Here is a 17,201-nt window from a genome sequence, read left to right on the forward strand (position 1 = left end):
GCCTTGCAGAGCTAAACGGGTGCCGTCGCTTTTCTTTTATAACTGGATCGAAATATACTTCGTTTCAAGGAAAGCTTCAAGACCTTCCTGGCCGCCTTCACGTCCGATACCACTCTCTTTCATGCCTCCGAAAGGCGCTTGTGCGGCGGACGGCAATCCGTCATTCCAGCCGACGATGCCGTAATCCAGATTTTCTGCGATATAGGTTCCGCGGGACATGCTTTCCGTAAAGAAGTAGGCCGCGAGCCCAAAGCGTGTATCGTTCGCGAGTTTGACAGCTTCTTCATCCGTCTTAAAGCTCATGATGGGAGCAACCGGCCCGAACGTTTCTTCATTCATGACAAGCATATCAGGGTTTGCATTCAACAGGATCGTCGGATTATAGAAATAAGCCTCGTTTGCAGTCTGGCCATCGCCGCCTACAAGGACTTTTGCTCCTTTACCGACGGCATCCTGTACATGCTTCTCCACTTTTTCATAGCCATCTTTATCGACAAGCGGTCCGATTTCCACGCCTTCATCCAGTCCGTTGCCGACTTTCAATTTGCCTGCAGCTTCCTGCAATTTACGGGAAAATTCATCGACAATCGATTCCTGGACGTAGATCCGGTTACCGCAGACGCATGTTTGGCCGGCATTGCGGAATTTGGATGCCATGACGCCCTTGACGGCTGAATCAATATCGGCGTCATCAAGCACGATGATCGGCGCATGGCCACCAAGTTCAAGGGACAGGTTCAGCATCGTTTCCGAACTTTGCTTCATCAATTCCTTCCCGATTTCCGTAGAACCCGTAAATGTCAATTTGCGTACAGCCGGATGGCTGGTAAATACTTTCCCGATTTTGCCGGCACTGCCTGTCACCAGGTTGATGACACCTTTCGGAAATCCAGCCTGTTCGGCCAATTCATAAATTTTCACAGCAGTCAGCGGTGTAAGTTTTGCTGGCTTGGCCACAAATGTACAGCCTGCCGCGAGAGCCGGTGCCATTTTCCGGGCCATCATGGCGGCCGGGAAATTCCATGGAGTAATGGAAACGACCACACCGACAGGCTGCTTGATGATCTGGATTCGTTTGGAATCCTTGCTTGCCGGAATTGTGTGGCCATAAACACGTTTTCCTTCTTCGGCGTACCAGGAGATGAAGGAAGCGGAATATTCGATTTCACCGATGGCTTCTGCCAGTGGTTTCCCCATTTCTTTCGTCAGGATCTCCGCGACTTCCTGTTTGTTTTCCAATAATAGATCGTGCCACTTCATCAGCAATTCTGCACGATGATAAGCGGTAGTTTTCGACCATTCAGGAAAGGCTGCCTCAGCCGCTTCAATGGCTTTTGTCGCTTCAGCTTCTCCGCCATTCGGTACTGTTCCGAAAAGTTCACCGGTTGCCGGGTTCCGGACATCTATGACTCCGTCACCCTCTGTTGACCATTCACCGTTGATATAATGTTTCCCTTCCATATAAAAACCTCCTCAAAAGTCATTCACCTATCTCTATACCCGTGATCCGAAAATTTAAAAGAAGATGGCTCCAATAATAAGTCATTATTAACATTTCCAGTAAATAAGTAAAAAAATATCATTTTATTGTACTTTTTTGATTGCAGATGTCTAATGGACTAGCTATTGGGTATATGTATAAAGAATGTATTGGAATGATACGATCCCGGAGGAGGTTGAGATTCATGGAAATCAGCGAAAGCAGAAAATCAGCATCCAATCTGTTTGCGGAACGGACGATAGAAGAAATATGCAAAGACTGTTTTTCTTCTGAATCTGAACGTATAGCCGAAATTGGAGAAAGGTTCATTGTGTACTTTGCGAAGAACGCATCTGCAGATGGAGTCCTATTTAAAACCATAAAAGAAATTACTGAGGATATTAACATACCCCATCAATCGCTTTCAAAAGTATTGAAAGTACTGGAAGATAAAAAAGTGATTTATCGGAGAAACGGCATCATCGGGTTATGGAATATGTAGCCACCGCCATACTAAAAATTATTTTCGATATTCTAATATAGATGAAAAGAATTAATCCGATTAAATATTACAGAATCTTTTTTGAGTGGTAGTTGTTTTTTATAATTCACACATGAAAAAAGCCTCTGACCGTAATGGCAGAGGCTTTTTAGTGTTTAAAATTATTAAGTTTATATAGAACTAAAGACCTTATTCTGTAATAAGTGTAATAATTGTTAATTATTTTAGGAGACTATTTACGCATCAAATGATATTATTTGTTCTTATTTGATAAAAAAACAGTAGAATTGCTTAGGGGAATGTGATATAAATGAACTATAATATTCTGAATTTTTAGACGTTATGATTCATAAAATCATTTCTTTCTAGTAAGGAGAGATTTTTATGGCACAGAAAGCTGTGGTTTTTAACATATTGAAGAGTCTAAAGAATCATATGAAATTGATAGGAAGCATTGCAGTCTTATCGATGGCTGGGGTTTGGGCACTACTTGCGTTTATATTGACCCCCGATTACCAGGCTACCAGCCAGCTTTATATGAGTCAGTTGTCAGCGGGTGCATCCGATTTGATTTATCTGGAGAAGACAGCCGATCCACAGATAGCGGAAGCTTACGAAGCTGTCATTAAAAGTGGTGAAGTTCTAACAGAAGCCATTGAATCGACCGGAAGCAAGCTGACACCGGTGGAATTATTTGATGAAGTGACAGTTTCGATTCTGCCGTCTTCGCAAATAATCACTATTTCCGTTGAAGATGGAAATAGTAGAATGGCGGCAGAAATGGCGAATGCATTGGCGGAAGCTGCAGTAATTGAGGCGCAGAAGCGGATGAAAGTGGATAGCTTGAGTGTTATTGCCAAAGCTTCCGTTGAAGGCAGTCCATCAATCCTGAAAGAAAATCTGCTGTATGTATTGGCAATCGGGGGGTTTGTCGGAACAGTCGTCGGAATTCTCTTGGCATCCATTATAGAGTTATTCAATATGCTGTTTAAAACAGGAGTCCTAATAAGGAAGAGAAAACAGTCTGATCTGCAGACTGTATTTAAATGATCGAGTTTTAATGGGGGGCAACGATATGCATGAACTTGTGACTGCGAGCCAGGCAAGGCGCTGGGAGCAAATCCTGAATCTATTCAATATTACGGATATCTTTTACTCACGTGAATATATACTGAGCGCACTCAAGCTTGATCCCGGAGAAGCGCTTCTATTTTATTATATTGACGATGCAGGGGAAGGGGAAATTATGTACCCTTTCATCAAACGTAAGCTTGCCAGACCTGGAGCATTTTATTATGACATCACCAGTCCATTCGGTTATGGCGGTCCTGTATTCAAAGTAAGAAAGGATGGTTCTAAACTTGCTGCAAGTTTTCTTGCCGCTTTTTCGATTTACAGCAGAACAGAGAAAATTATCGCTGAATATATCCGTTTCCATCCATTGCTTCACAATGCTGAACTCATGAAAGAGGGGCTAAAACTGCTCCCTGTTCATGACACCTATACATTTAAGCTGAATTACGTCAATAAAGATACAACAGAAGACAGATACAATGGAACCCTCGCTGAAAAGGAATCTCCCTATTCAGTGAAAAAAATGGGGACAGTCAAGCATATGTTTGACTTTCTGGTTCTCTATTATTCAACTATCAGAAGAAATGAAGAAACAGACAGTTATTATTTTTTCACAAATGATTATTTTGAGTCATTAGTCAGCGAACTGGGACCCAATCTACATCTTTTTGGGATTTTTAAAGGCAACCGGTTGTTGGCAGCCTGTTATGTACTGGCTAAAGGAGAAGTGCTTTATCATCATGTGAGCGCCAATCTTGTGGAGGAGAAGGAGTCTGATGCGGAATCTAAATTGATGGCAGCCATCGCGCAATGGGGAGCTGATAATAATTACAGCTGCTTTCATCTGTCCGGGGGCCAGGCGTCACATGTATCTCCATTAACTGCTGCATTAGGACTCGAAACTGATAAAGTAGAGATTTCTTCTTACGATATTGCGGTACGTGTGCACGAACCGGATATATACAAAAAACTTCAGCCTATGGATGAAGTCGGGTTAATTAAGCGTTATGGCAATAATTAAATAGTATCCGCCATTGGCAGAATCAAGGGGAGGGGTCAAGATGAAATATATTCAGTATAAAGGCGTAATTGAGAGAGAATATAATATGTCCTTAAAGAAGATCATGCATCAGTTATGTGTGGCTGAAGGACTGAATGCCGCAGAAGGCGCAAAAAAGCTGGGGATTGCAAAACAGGTCTTTGTTTATTGGAGACAGCACTTCAGACTTGAAGAAAGACAGTTGTTCTTTGATCGGACTGTGGATGAGCTTATGAACTTGAAAAGCCGATATTCTGTGGTGACAGAAACCACCCATGACCATGCGGCAGATGACTCGTCGCAAAATACACTGGATGACCTGGAAGATGTAGTCGAAGGTCTTATCAAGTATTATAAACATATCCATTACAGCAGTGAAGGTTTTTCACTGAAAGCCGCGAAGTTGCCTTTGTATACATTCAGCAAGGTGGTTATCGGCAATTATAAAAAAGGTGAGCTTTCAAAAGAGTTGCAGGCTGAATGTTGAAGCTGCGGAAATATAAGAAAAAGGAAGATCGCGATTGGAATCATTTACGCAACAGGTGATCCGCCTGATTCAGGGAATCCCGCCTGGTAAGGTGATGACCTATGGACAAATTGCATCCTGTGCAGGCAATCCGAGAAGCGCCCGGCAAGTTGCAAGAGCACTCCACACAATGACCGCAAAATATAGCCTGCCCTGGCACCGTGTCATCAATGGTGAAGGAAGAATTTCGATTCAAAATGATGGGCACCGCCAACTGCAAAAAGAACTTTTGGAGAGTGAAGGTGTGGAAATAATAGGGGGCAAGATTGATTTGGTCAAATTCCGGTTTGATCCGGGACAGGGTGCAAATGAAAGATAAAAACGTCAAAATCGTGAGGTAATCCTCTCTGTTAAGAGACTCCTGCAATGCTTTATGTTTAATGGTGCTTAACATAAGGGTATGCCAAAAGAGAAGATTTTTTAACAAGAAAGAGGTACCGATATATGACGAATAGAAATAAACCTGTAATCGGGATTACAGCAAGAGTAGAAAAAGATCAGACATATACATTAGATCCAGTATACGGCAAGGCGATCCTGCAATCCGGAGGGCTGCCCTTGATCGTGCCAATCGTGGACGAAGAAGATATTCCCTTATTATGTGAAAGACTTGATGGCTTGATCGTAACCGGAGGAGGGGATATCAATCCGCTGCTTTACGGTGAAGAGCCACATCCAAGCCTCGGGGCAGTATATCCGGGAAGTGACAATTATGAAAAAGAATTGATCGAAGAATTTTTAAAACTGGATAAACCGTTCATGGGAATGTGCCGCGGTCTTCAGATGCTGAATGTGACCCTCGGGGGAACCAATTATCAGGACCTGGAAGCTGAATATGAAGGGAAATTATATCAGCACCTCCAACTGGCGATGCGGACACACCGCACTCATTCGGTAGAGCTTGAAGAAGACAGCCTCCTGTATGAAATCATGGGAGAAAAGAAATTCAATGTAAACTCTTTCCATCACCAAGGGGTCAATAAAGTTTCCGATAAATTGAAGGTCGTTGCCCGTGCCGCGGATGGAATGGTTGAAGCGCTGGAAAGTAAAGACTACCAGTTCGTCATCGGCATCCAATGGCATCCAGAAGAATTTGCCTTGCAGAATGATCAGGCATCCATCAACATCTTTGATAGATTTGTTAAGGAATGCCTGAAAGACAAACAGCAAAATCAATAATGTGTTAGTCAAAAGAAAAGGCCGCTCACATGAGCGGCCTTTTCAGATAGTAAAGGGACTTTATCAAATTGGACCAAGTGTTAGTATCTTTTTAAGCTAATTGTTTAGCATCAAAAGCCTTGAACCAGGGGTGAGGATGCTTTTCAGCAACTTGTTTTACGTCAAAAGCTTTGAACCAAGGGTGAGGATGCTTCTCGGCAACTTGTTTTACGTCAAAAGCCTTGAACCAGGGGTGAGGATGCTTTTCAGCAACTTGTTTTACGTCAAAAGCTTTGAACCAAGGGTGAGGATGCTTCTCAGCTACCTGGTTTGTGTCAAAAGCCTTAAACCAAGGGTGAGGATGCTTCTCAGCAACTTGGTTTGTGTCAAAAGCCTTAAACCAAGGGTGCGGATGCTTCTCAGCAACTTGTTTTACGTCAAAAGCTTTGAACCAAGGGTGAGGATGCTTCTCAGCAACTTGGTCTACTTCAAAAGCTTTGAACCAAGGATGCGGATGTTTTTCAGCAATTTCTACCGAGGAATTAAAACCTGTTGCAATAAATAATAGTGTGGCCATTATTAAACCCGTAGTTAATTTCACATGCTTTTTCATTGTTCTTCCAACTCCTCATTTATAGTGATAACTTTTTTGAACGCTTCATTAGATTCTTTTAAAGCAAGTGAAGCTTTTAATGGTTCATTTCTTTTTATATAGGTATTTCCTAATAAAGTATAATAGAAACCTATTTCAAAATGTTTATTTTGAGCGGCAAATATGGGTTTGAGATTTTCATTAAGAATATTTTCAAATGCATTAACTTCGTCATTCAATAAGTATGAGAGGCTCATGAATTCTGTATACACTTCTTTGAATAAATCATTTGACGGGCTAGATAAACTTAAATTTTTTTCATTAATAATAGAATGTCCTTTATCCAATAATTTTCGGGCATTCTCTAAATCGTTTAATTCAATATAGCATTTTAACATTACACAATAACACAGCAAGATATCAGATATATATTCGTAAGGTTTGTAATGTAATGCATTTTTGAAATGGGTTAATGCCTTTTCAAAGTTTTGAAACTGAAAATAAAAGTAACCATAGTTATATTCGGTATCAAATTTTAAAGGGTCGTAATCGAGTTTATTGCTTATCATCAGAGCATTCTTGAAATGTTCTTTAGATTTTTTGAAATTACCCATTCTTTTTTCATTTATTGCAATTGTGAGATGGCATTCTACTATTCTTCTTGGTACAAATTCTTGTTGGTATATTTTTAAAGCCATTTCGGTATACTTCTTAGCTTGATTTATATACCGGCATTGGGAAGCTGTAAGACCTATTGAATAATAAAGATCTCCTAATTCAGAATTAGATATAGTAGAAGGGACGATTTTATCGGCTGTAAGATAAGTTTTATGAGCTTGCTCTAGGTCGCCCAATATATAATTATAGTTCCCTAGATATTTATAAAATAAATAAAATTGTTCTTGATTCATGAATTCTTTAAAACGTTCGATTTCTTTAATTTTTACTTCTGCATTATCTAAATCTCCAGTAATAATGCAATATCGAATTTGTTGAATGCCATATTCTAATTCGATTTCTTCATTAGCGCTTAGTAAAGGATGATCATGAATGTCAGCATATTGTTCCATGATGTGAGCTCGGTTTTTAGGATGAAGCAATGAACTTTTAAAGTTTTTAACTAAGACTTTACCTACCGGATTATCTTTAGTAGCTAGGGGTATCTCCAGTTTTTTACAGATTTTTTGAAGATCATCCAGCGAAGGTTCTTTTAATCCGGATTCGATCTTTTTCAACTCGCGTACAGGAAGAATATTTGAAGCCAAATCTTCTAAGCTCATTCTCTTTTTGATACGGTTATATTTAATCCGCATTCCCGTGTCCATGGATTCTCTCCTTTCCGTTTGCATGGGCAGAATATCAACCATCCATGTAGGAGAGTTACTTTCAAACGTCTCCGAAACTTTTGAGATGTTTGAAGTAGAAAGATTGCTTAATACGATAGTTTCCGCCTCCACATCTTAAGTATACTTTTATTATATCTCTTTAATTACCATCTTAGCATCAATTTTCAAAATAAACTGCTATTTTTATTATCTATGATTCGAGATATAACTAAAAGTGAAAGAATACCTATTTAACAGGAAAGTAAGCGCAATGTAAGGCTCATATTCCTTTTGATTTTTTTAGGAAAGTTTAGCATTTCCCGGGAAATGGGTAAAGTACACTTAAGACTATTATCTTTTGGAGGTTCTGATTATGAGTGGAGAAAAGAAAGTGTTGGCTGTCGTATTCTCGGAAGAGGACTTGAATAAGAAGATTGAGACCTTAAAGGCTGAAGGGTATAGAGAACAAGATTTGCATCTGGTGGCCGAGAGCAGCGACCGGTTGGCATCACTTGAAAATATGACTGGAGCGGAAGGCGAAGAAGTGAATTCGTTCAAAGATAAATTTAAAGGATTCATCACGGGAGAAGGCAGTATCCGTGAAGGTGTCAAATCGCTTGGTTTGGATGAACAGGAGACGGAGCGCTATACCTCGGATCTTGCTAAAGGCGGCATTCTGATTTATACAGAGACAGAACGGCAAGGTATTTTAGAAGCCATCAAAGCGGGAGAATTGAAAAACAACGGCAGGGAAACTCCTGAAGAGCAGCAGAATCGAGAGTTTGTGAACTCGGTTGATAATAGCTTTGATGAGCAGGAAGACCGTTTTGCACGAGGTGAAACTTTCATGCAGGATCCGACTTTGGTGAAAGATGAAAGGCATGTCTCGTTTACTACTCAACAGGATTCACAAGTTGAAAAAGCTAGAGGCGGCACAAGCGAAGCCGAGAAGCATTCAAATAGTGACAGTAAATATAAATGAGTGGAGCCCTTCCTTGCTAAAAGGAAGGGCTTTTATATTACAGACAGTTTTAGTTATTGGGCCAGGTTTTATTTTTCCGAAGTTTCGGGTAAACAAGAGGAAAGACGAATAAACAGGAGGCTGATATGGAATGGAATCGACGAATAGAGAATTCGAATTGGTGTACAGCCAGGAAGAAATGGAACAACGCATAGAGCAATTGAAAATGCATGGGTACAGTGAGAAGGATATTCATGTGCTTGCAAGGGATAAAGATATATTTAATTCTTATCCAAGCAATTCTGATGTGGAAAAACATGGAGCTGAGTCATTCGGCAGCAAATTCAGATCATTCTTCAGTGGGGACGATGCGGTGCACACGCAGTTAAGAGGTTTGGAACTCGATCAGACATCCATCGACAGATTCAGTGAAGACATTAAGAGAGGGGCCATCCTGCTTTATACGGAAGGCGGTTCCTACAACCGTGAAAGAGAAAATACATCCTCTTTCGGTGATGATACGAGAGGTGTGGACAGCGACGCAGATAAACGCAATACAGCGTTTGCCCCATTTGGCAGAGACATCGAACGGGACGGCGAAAGATTCAATGACGATAAAATAAGGGACAAGGATGTAAGGGCTGACCTTAAAAATGATGAAAGAGAAGAGGCACCCGGAATTTCGCCTCGTACGATCCAGGAAGATTCTGATAAAATCTATACTACCGAAGTACGCCGTGAAGATCAGCACGGTGAACGCGGATACAGCCATCAGTCGAAAGACTCGAGATTGGATGGTGAAAATATTCATCCGACTACAGATGCAAAACCCGAAGATGAAGGGTCTATCAAAGAAAAAAGCTTTGATCATGAACCTCAATTGGAGTCGGATGCCCAACAGGACGACTTAAATCGGGAAGATGGCATTAACCGACGTCAGGACGAGCCATCGCCTGGAGTAGATCCGAACCTGGGGCCAGCTCCTTTCGGCAGAGATTCGGAAGAAGAGAAGTTAATCAGGGATTCTTATGACGACAGCGATAGAGGCGTCGATGATCCGAAACATACACTGGATGGCCATGACGATGTCGATAATCGCCATAATCCTCGTGATGTACGCCCATTCCACGAAGATGTCCAAAAGAAAACATCCACACCACCAACACCAAGATTGTATTAATGGACAGTTACTGCGATAGTAAAAAGATTCCACTCATGTACGTGAGTGGAATCTTTTTTGCCTGAAAATAGAAAGAAGAACCGGTCGCAGGGACCGGTTCAATCTTATTTATCTTTATTCATTTTATTTTTAAAATCACCGACAGCTTCCTGGAAGTCGCCTTTGGTTTTATCCATTTTTCCTTCACGCTGCATCTTCTTGTCGTCGGTTGCATTACCGACTTGATCCTTCAATTCACCTTTGCCTTTACTGACGGCACTTTTTACTTTATCTGAAAACCCATCTTTGCTCATCTATTTTTCCTCCTCATAATACTATTACCCTTTATATACCCTTTTTTCCGGCAGTTAAAACGTAATAGCGCTGGAATGAAAATAAAAGGACTATCAGTTTTCACTGATAGCCCTTTTTTACAGGCTGGCTGCTAATGGCATTTAAGGTTTCCTTAGCGGTTTTCTGTATGCTGATGCAAAGATCTTCTTCTGCTAATCGATGCAAAGTTGTGAGTGGTGTGAACGAGTTTTTCGCGACACTTTCTCTGACTTCGGCATGCTGGTCCATGGATAGGTCGACAAGTAATCCTGCACTAGTAATAGATTTTGCGAGTTCGGCGCGTTCTTTTGCCGTCATTTTTAAGACAGCTGCTTCATCCCGACCTGTCCAATCCGTTAACTGAGTGTAAAATTGCATATTACCATTCATGCGTTGAAAGCACCCCTAAAATTCATAATATTCTTACTAAGGAATATTATAGCACGTTATCATTAAAAAAGCATCAAATGATTATGCGAAATTGCCTAAGGACATCAAAAAAATATTGGGACTCAAGGCATTGGGTTATTTTTGGATGAGCGATGCTTTCCAATTGGACATATCAGGCTGAGGATCGAGCAAATTCTCCTTAGGGAAGATGAACGTCCAAGGCTTTGAAGTATTTCTTTTAACAATAAAATCTTTTAAATCAAAAACGCCTTTGGCCACTACAGAGTCACTTGCATCTCTTACTTCGAGCGGGAATTTAATCAGTTGGATGTTCTTTTTACTGCCATTACTTATAAACAATGAGATGGCAAGGCCGCCTTCTTGTGTAAAATTTGATTGGAAGCCTGTGATATTCACCTGATTTTTTTTCAGTGGTGGCAACGAATCTACCAGATCAGCTAATTTTTTTTGATCATCAACTGAAAGCTTTTCTTTCCATTCATTGTCTAGGTCCAATGAATGCGCCTGCAGAGCTGTTAAATCAAAAGCTAGTTTCCAGCCATCAGAAGGAATTTCGTCTACTGTAATACTGTGTTCCGGAAACTCAAATACCCAAGGAACATTGGAATTTGCAGGGATCTCCCCAATTTTTGATAGGTCAAATTCATGGGAAGCCACAATATTCTCTTTTTTATCCAATAATAATAGTTCAGTGGTACCCAGGTTAATAGACTGGTTTATAGAGGAACGAACAAAGGCTTCGATGTTCCAGACTTTCCTCTTTGAACTGGTGTTGATCGAAATACCGTCCAATGAAATTTGGCTAGGTTTTAAAGGTGGAAGTTCATTTGATAGAAATCGTAATACATATTCCTGCTCTTTTTCGAACTTCCATTCAGATGGAAGATAGAGTGAAGGTTTTATTGATTCTTTATCTTTATGAGATTCGACCACATCATCCATCAAACTTGAAGAATCCAGAGTCGAACCTACTCCCGTCTTTTCCTTTTTATTAAAAAATGGAAATAAGTTCATTAATTTTCCTCCTTCTTTCTTGCTGCTAATTGGCGCATGGTTTTCAAAGTCACTGAAACCACTTGATAACGGAAATTTTCAAAGTTTCGGGTAAAAAGTTCAAGTCCCTCGCGTTGGTAAATGCGCATTGGATCTTCTTGCTGGTAATGACGCAGTCCAATCCCTTCTTTTAGATGGGTCATGCTTTCGAGATTTTTCACCCACATGGCATCGATTTGAGAGACAGATGCTCTTGTAAAAATCTTCAGGAAATTTTCATCATTTTCATAATCAGATGCCATATCCAGACCCTCTTTCACACATTTATCTGCAAGAGTAATAATTTGTTTTCTAGTTGGTTTTTCATTTGGGATGATTACAGGCTGGCTATATAATTCCTCTAAAGAACGTTTAAGGAGTTTAATGTCGTCTTCTGTAAAATCTTCAGGCAAAAGTTTGAAAATCTGGTATTCTGTGCTCCCTTTTAACATTGATTTTAATACAGCTGTAAATTCATGGCCGGATAGAAGGCGGTCTCGCAAATCAAACACGATTTTTCTTTGTTCATTAATGACATCATCGAGTTTAAGATTATATTCCCTCATAGAAAAATGGGATCCTTCTACAATCCGTTGAGTTCTTTCGATCAACTCGTTGACATTTTTGTTTAAAATTTTGCCGCTTTCATCGAATGACATTTTCTTTTTGAACTTTTCAATATCGTCTTTGGCAAACCTTCTGAACATATCGTCTTCCAAGGAAATCAAAAATTGAGTGGACCCGGGGTCACCCTGACGGCCAGACCGGCCTCTTAACTGATTGTCGATTCGTCTGTTCTCATGTTTTTCTGTGCCGATTACATGGAGGCCACCGATTTCAGCGACGCCTTCCCCAAGTACAATATCCGTTCCACGGCCGGCCATATTGGTGGCAATGGTTATTTGTCCTTTTTGCCCAGCCTGTGAAATCAAGTGAACTTCCTGCTCGACACTTTTCGCATTCAATAGTTGAAACGGTAAATTCGCTTCACGCAGATATCCGGCTGCATCTTCGGATTGTAAAATGGATGTAGTCCCGATTAAAACTGGCTGTCCAACCTTGTGTTTCGATTCGACTTCTTTGACTAAAGCTTTATACTTTTGATCAGCTGTCACGTAGACTTCATCAGGCATGTCAACCCGGGCACGCGGTTTATTAGTTGGAATTTGAACTACATCCATGTTGTAAACTTCCCGAAACTCCTTTTCCTGAGTTTTGGCGGTTCCTGTCATACCGCATAGCATAGGATACATTCTGAAATAATTCTGTATTGTAACTTGGGACATGGCTTTGTTTTCCAGTGTATTTTCAAGATTTTCCTTCGCTTCGATTGCCTGATGGAGTCCATCTGACAATGTGCGGCCTTCCATGGTTCTTCCAGTGAACATATCGACTAAGAGTATTTTACCTTCTTCAATAATATAGTCTATGTCACGTTTGAAAATCACGTGGGCACGAACAGCATTTATCACATAATGATAGAGTGTCTGATGTTCCAGTTCATATAAGTTTTCAACCCCAAAGGCAGCTTCAACTTTTTCGATGCCCTTATCAGTCAATGAAGTAGCTTTTGTTTCTTCATCAAAATCAAAATCCTCGCCCACTTTAAATCGTGAAGCTAAGATGGAGGCGATTCGATGCAACTCTGTATTAGCTGGAGTCTGACCAGCAATGATCAATGGAGTCTTGGCTTCATCTATCAGCACACTGTCAACTTCATCGATTATCGCAAAGTTGAATGGACGCTGTACTTTTTGGGAAATGGATTCCACCATATTGTCCCTTAAATAATCGAATCCGAATTCAGTGCCGACACCATATGTGATGTCCGAATTATATGCCTGCTGTTTTTCTGTTTGATCCATAAGAGGGAGATTCAATCCGATTGTAAGACCCAGAAAATCATGGATTTTGCCAATTTGATCGAAATCTCTTTTAGCGAGATATTCATTCACTGTGATGATGTGGACGCCTTTGCCTTCCAAAGCCCGGGCATAAGCAGGGAGCGAAGCCACAAGCGTTTTACCTTCTCCCGTAGGCATTTCTGCTATATTTCCTTCGGCTAGTGCAAGGCCACCCATCAATTGGACATCGAAATGACGCATATTCAGTACCCGTTTTGACGCTTCGCGGACAACTGCGAACGCGTCAGGGAGGATTTGAGGGAACTTCTTGCCATTCTTTAAGTCCTCTTTAAATAGAAAAGTCATATTCCGGAGTTCTGAATCCGACATTTTTTCATAATGGGCTTCGAGAGCATTGATCTTCTTAATGATGGATTCATATTTTTTTATATTTTTAAGTGCGGGATTGTTTAAGCGGTTTAAAATAGACAGCATTAATATTTCTCCTTTTTTAAGCACTGATGCTCAATTATTTTAACAAACATTTCTTATTAACACCATAGCGCAACTATAAACTGAAGCTTTTAATTTTCAGAATCGACTAAAAGGAAAAGGAGGGGTAGAAAGACACAGCAAGTTGTCCGAGATTAAAGTTTATTTATTACCCGATTTGTGATATCATTATTGTGAATTAATATGTAATTTTTAATATGATGAAGTTATTTTAAGGAGGAAAAACATGCTGTACCTTACATTGGTCCTGGCATTTCTCGCTTCGATTGTCTTGACTCCAATTGTTAAACGGCTTGCTTTCCGTATCGGCGCAGTTGACCGGCCGAATTACAGAAAGGTGCATGCCAGAATTATGCCAAGGTTGGGCGGATTAGCGATATTCGGCTCGTTCCTTATCGCATATTTTGTGTTAAGACCTGTTGATCCGATATCCAATGCAGTTGAACCTGCTTTCATACCGATTACGACCGCCATCATCATAGGGGCGTTCATCATAATTATCACCGGTGTTCTGGACGATATGCTCGAAATTACTGCAAAAGCCAAAATGCTCGGCCAATTACTTGCGGCTTCGATCGTGGTAATCGGTGGAGGGCTTGAGATTTCATTCATCAACCTTCCGTTTGGCGGAGAAATCGGTTTTGGTTATTTCAGTATTCCATTGACCATCATCTGGATCATTGCCATCACCAATGCCATCAACCTTATCGATGGTCTGGATGGATTGGCTGCCGGCGTTTCGACAATTGCGCTCATTACTTTATCAGTTATGGCATTTATCATGGGGGATATTTTCGTCATGTCGACAGCTGCCATTCTAGCGGCGAGTTCGATGGGCTTCCTATTCTATAATTTCCATCCCGCTAAGATTTTCATGGGGGATACAGGGGCGTTGTTCCTGGGCTTCATGATTTCAGTACTGGCCCTGATGGGTTTCAAAAACGTCACAATGGTGGCATTGATCATTCCGGTCATCATGCTCGGCGTTCCGATTTCAGATACGTTCTTTGCAATCGTGAGGCGTGTTCGTGAAAAGCAGCCGATTTCCGCTGCAGATAAATCGCATCTTCACCATTGCCTGTTGAATATCGGTTTCTCCCATAGGCAAACGGTGTTGATCATCTATGGAATTGCAGCTTTGTTCGGCCTTGCAGCTCTGTTATTCTCACAAGCGACTTTGTGGGGAGGGATTCTTTTATTAGGTGTCATGCTTCTCGCGATTGAAATATTCGTGGAAGTTGTAGGCCTTGCAGGAAAGAATTATCGTCCATTGATCAACTTGGTTAAAATGATGGGAAAATAAAAAACTGACCGCAAAGCGATTTGTGGTCAGTTTTTTTATGGCAATAAAAAGAGGCTGCCCGTTTGGGGCAGCCTCTTCTGTTTATTCATTATTATAGGATTCATTGCCTAATTCGATGCCACTGATATCGGATAATGTAGAAGTATCGGGTTTCAGTCCCAGGTGGCTTTGGAGTATATCCTGAACTTCTTTCAATGATTCCTCGTTCAGCTGCCAATAGTAGATGCCTGTTGACATATCATCATAACCATCCAAAGTGATTGCTTCAACGTCAGGCTTGCCGCCTTTCGCATATTCAAAGAATGCCTGCATTTCTTTGAAAGTAAGGTCAGTTTTCATATTATCGCCAACTGCCTCGATCACGTCTGCATATTTTGTTATTGAAGTGGCAGAAAGGGTTTTATTCATAATCGCCTCTAAAATCACCTGCTGGCGTTTACCGCGTTCGATATCGTTATCGTAATGTCTCGTTCTGGCAAGTGCCAAAGCTTCTCTGCCGTCCAGCGTCTGAAGTCCTGCTTGAAGCTTGATGGCTCCTGATATATCATTCTCGTCCTTTTCCTCTAAGTCATAGGGAACATCGACTCTGATGCCATCCAGTGCATCGATCACATCGATGAATGCATTGAAGTCCATCCGCACATAATAATCGACAGGAATCTGCAAAAGGTTCTCCACGGATTCGATCGTTGAATTTGGACCGTCGTATGCATAGGCATGTGTAATCTTATCTTCTATTCCGGCATCCGGAATATAGGTGTAAGTGTCTCGCGGAATGCTGACAAGTTTGACGGATTTATCTTCATTGTTCAGTGTAGCGAGCACCAATGCATCGGATCTGATATTGCCTTCGGGCTGATCTCGGGCTGCACTGTCATCGACCCCGATGAAAAGAATGGAAATATCATCGTGGAGAGGTTCGACTTTTTCAGTGCGCAATTCGGAAATTTCCCGATCACCTGCAGTTTCGAACGCTCTGTCAGCGGCATTTTCTGCTTTCTTTATCAAATAAATGCCGAATGCAGAACCGCAAAGCAGGATGGATACTGCTAAGGTCAATAATACTTTAATGACAGTCTTTTTTTTGGATGATTTGGTTTTACGGTAAGTTTTACGGTTCATGGTTATAGCTCCTCTGATTGTGAATGGGCTAACCGATTAAAAATCAAGTTTTTCCAGTCTCTTTCTTCTATTATAATATGATACAGCTAGGTCATCATAATATACTAATCAATTTATTATACAGTGTTTTGGGCATATAGTAAATATAACAGCTCAGAAGACCGGGAATTCCAAATACTCCTTTTTAACGGATTTTATGGAAGATTGCCCATTGGTCATTTCCATTATCCAGTCTATGAACTGCTGTTCATCGGCCACAGGGACATAAGCATAGACATTAACTCCTTCAGTATATTCGATTTCTTTCAGTGGATATACGGATTGCCGGATTTCATTTTCGACTTTACCGAGCCAGGTGTAGTCAATGGTCACTTTGATAATTGCATGAAGTCGTCTTTCGACAATGCCTGCCGCTGCAAGTGCTTCTGAAGCGGATTTTCCATATGCCCGAATCAAGCCGCCGCTGCCTAGTTTAATGCCGCCGAAATAACGTGTTACCACAATCACGGTGTCCTTTAAGTCCTTCTTTTTTAGGACTTCAAGGATTGGAACGCCGGCGGTGCCGCTAGGTTCCCCGTCGTCATTCGCTTTTTGGATGGAATTCTGTTCGCCGATCATATAGGCCGAACAATTATGGTTGGCGGAGCGGTGCTGTTCCTTTATTGAATTGATGAAGTCCAGTGCTTCCTGTTCCGTTTCAGCTCTGGCGGCGAACCCGATGAAACGTGATTTTTGTATAAGTATTTCAGTGCTGGCTGAACTGCCGGCAGTCATATAAGATTCTCGCAATTTAAGACCCCCTGTTGTAAAATGATATCAGATAATTT

At 41.1% G+C, this 17,201-nt stretch carries 18 protein-coding genes; 9 read left to right on the forward strand and 9 right to left on the reverse strand.

Features of this window, described 5'->3' with window-relative positions; translation table 11 throughout:
* Window positions 1–36: 36 nt before the first annotated feature.
* A complete protein-coding gene (locus tag IQ294_RS02145; RefSeq protein ID WP_203332366.1) occupies window positions 37–1,461 on the reverse strand; it encodes an NAD-dependent succinate-semialdehyde dehydrogenase in 1,425 nt (474 codons plus the stop codon).
* A 224-nt stretch (window positions 1,462–1,685) separates the two neighbouring features.
* Here IQ294_RS02145 and IQ294_RS02150 point away from each other — a divergent pair, with 224 nt between their 5' ends.
* The 6 genes from IQ294_RS02150 (at window position 1,686) to IQ294_RS02175 (ending at window position 5,800) form a co-directional block, all read left to right on the forward strand.
* The gene (locus IQ294_RS02150; protein ID WP_203332367.1) at window positions 1,686–1,982 is read left to right on the forward strand and encodes a MarR family transcriptional regulator; all 297 of its coding nucleotides are present in this window, start codon (window positions 1,686–1,688) and stop codon (window positions 1,980–1,982) included.
* Between the two features lie 384 nt (window positions 1,983–2,366).
* A complete protein-coding gene (locus IQ294_RS02155) occupies window positions 2,367–3,032 on the forward strand; it encodes a YveK family protein (protein WP_203332368.1) in 666 nt (221 codons plus the stop codon).
* 196 nt (window positions 3,033–3,228) lie between these two features.
* The gene (locus IQ294_RS02160) at window positions 3,229–4,077 is read left to right on the forward strand and encodes a GNAT family N-acetyltransferase (protein ID WP_203332369.1); all 849 of its coding nucleotides are present in this window, start codon (window positions 3,229–3,231) and stop codon (window positions 4,075–4,077) included.
* A 40-nt stretch (window positions 4,078–4,117) separates the two neighbouring features.
* Window positions 4,118–4,582, forward strand: coding sequence for a hypothetical protein (locus IQ294_RS02165; RefSeq protein WP_203332370.1), 465 nt, complete (start codon window positions 4,118–4,120; stop codon window positions 4,580–4,582).
* A 34-nt stretch (window positions 4,583–4,616) separates the two neighbouring features.
* Window positions 4,617–4,940, forward strand: coding sequence for an MGMT family protein (locus tag IQ294_RS02170; RefSeq protein ID WP_203332371.1), 324 nt, complete (start codon window positions 4,617–4,619; stop codon window positions 4,938–4,940).
* Between the two features lie 125 nt (window positions 4,941–5,065).
* Window positions 5,066–5,800 (forward strand): gamma-glutamyl-gamma-aminobutyrate hydrolase family protein, encoded by a 735-nt coding sequence (locus IQ294_RS02175; RefSeq protein WP_203332372.1) that lies wholly within the window; start codon window positions 5,066–5,068, stop codon window positions 5,798–5,800.
* A 91-nt stretch (window positions 5,801–5,891) separates the two neighbouring features.
* Here IQ294_RS02175 and IQ294_RS02180 read toward each other — a convergent pair whose 3' ends face one another.
* Window positions 5,892–6,392 (reverse strand): hypothetical protein, encoded by a 501-nt coding sequence (locus IQ294_RS02180; RefSeq protein WP_203332373.1) that lies wholly within the window; start codon window positions 6,390–6,392, stop codon window positions 5,892–5,894.
* Complete coding sequence (locus IQ294_RS02185) at window positions 6,389–7,696, reverse strand: helix-turn-helix domain-containing protein (RefSeq protein ID WP_203332374.1); 1,308 nt, start codon at window positions 7,694–7,696, stop codon at window positions 6,389–6,391. Before IQ294_RS02185 ends, IQ294_RS02180 begins: the two co-directional genes overlap by 4 nt.
* 373 nt (window positions 7,697–8,069) lie before the next feature.
* Here IQ294_RS02185 and IQ294_RS02190 point away from each other — a divergent pair, with 373 nt between their 5' ends.
* Window positions 8,070–8,678, forward strand: coding sequence for a YflT domain-containing protein (locus IQ294_RS02190; protein ID WP_203332375.1), 609 nt, complete (start codon window positions 8,070–8,072; stop codon window positions 8,676–8,678).
* Between the two features lie 130 nt (window positions 8,679–8,808).
* Window positions 8,809–9,837 (forward strand): YflT domain-containing protein, encoded by a 1,029-nt coding sequence (locus IQ294_RS02195; protein WP_203332376.1) that lies wholly within the window; start codon window positions 8,809–8,811, stop codon window positions 9,835–9,837.
* A 104-nt stretch (window positions 9,838–9,941) separates the two neighbouring features.
* Here the strand turns inward: IQ294_RS02195 and IQ294_RS02200 are convergent, their stop codons facing one another.
* The 4 genes from IQ294_RS02200 to secA2 all read right to left on the reverse strand — a co-directional run bounded on the left by IQ294_RS02200 (window position 9,942) and on the right by secA2 (window position 13,931).
* Complete coding sequence (locus tag IQ294_RS02200) at window positions 9,942–10,130, reverse strand: CsbD family protein (protein WP_203332377.1); 189 nt, start codon at window positions 10,128–10,130, stop codon at window positions 9,942–9,944.
* Window positions 10,131–10,230: 100 nt separating this feature from the next.
* A complete protein-coding gene (locus tag IQ294_RS02205; RefSeq protein ID WP_203332378.1) occupies window positions 10,231–10,539 on the reverse strand; it encodes a hypothetical protein in 309 nt (102 codons plus the stop codon).
* 135 nt (window positions 10,540–10,674) lie between these two features.
* Window positions 10,675–11,574 (reverse strand): accessory Sec system S-layer assembly protein, encoded by a 900-nt coding sequence (locus IQ294_RS02210; protein WP_203332379.1) that lies wholly within the window; start codon window positions 11,572–11,574, stop codon window positions 10,675–10,677.
* Window positions 11,574–13,931, reverse strand: a complete 2,358-nt coding sequence (gene secA2, locus IQ294_RS02215; RefSeq protein ID WP_203332380.1) for an accessory Sec system translocase SecA2 — start codon at window positions 13,929–13,931, stop codon at window positions 11,574–11,576. Before secA2 ends, IQ294_RS02210 begins: the two co-directional genes overlap by 1 nt.
* Before the next feature lie 244 nt (window positions 13,932–14,175).
* Here secA2 and IQ294_RS02220 point away from each other — a divergent pair, with 244 nt between their 5' ends.
* The gene (locus tag IQ294_RS02220) at window positions 14,176–15,252 is read left to right on the forward strand and encodes a glycosyltransferase family 4 protein (protein WP_203332381.1); all 1,077 of its coding nucleotides are present in this window, start codon (window positions 14,176–14,178) and stop codon (window positions 15,250–15,252) included.
* Window positions 15,253–15,333: 81 nt separating this feature from the next.
* Here the strand turns inward: IQ294_RS02220 and IQ294_RS02225 are convergent, their stop codons facing one another.
* Window positions 15,334–16,374 carry an LCP family protein gene (locus IQ294_RS02225; protein WP_203332382.1) on the reverse strand — a complete coding sequence of 347 codons (1,041 nt, stop codon included), beginning with the start codon at window positions 16,372–16,374 and terminating at the stop codon, window positions 15,334–15,336.
* Window positions 16,375–16,527: 153 nt separating this feature from the next.
* Window positions 16,528–17,163 (reverse strand): YigZ family protein, encoded by a 636-nt coding sequence (locus IQ294_RS02230; protein ID WP_432419940.1) that lies wholly within the window; start codon window positions 17,161–17,163, stop codon window positions 16,528–16,530.
* Between the last annotated feature and the right edge of the window lie 38 nt (window positions 17,164–17,201).

The sequence above is a fragment of the Planococcus beigongshangi genome (assembly GCF_016820495.1).
GTDB lineage: Bacteria > Bacillota > Bacilli > Bacillales_A > Planococcaceae > Planococcus > Planococcus beigongshangi.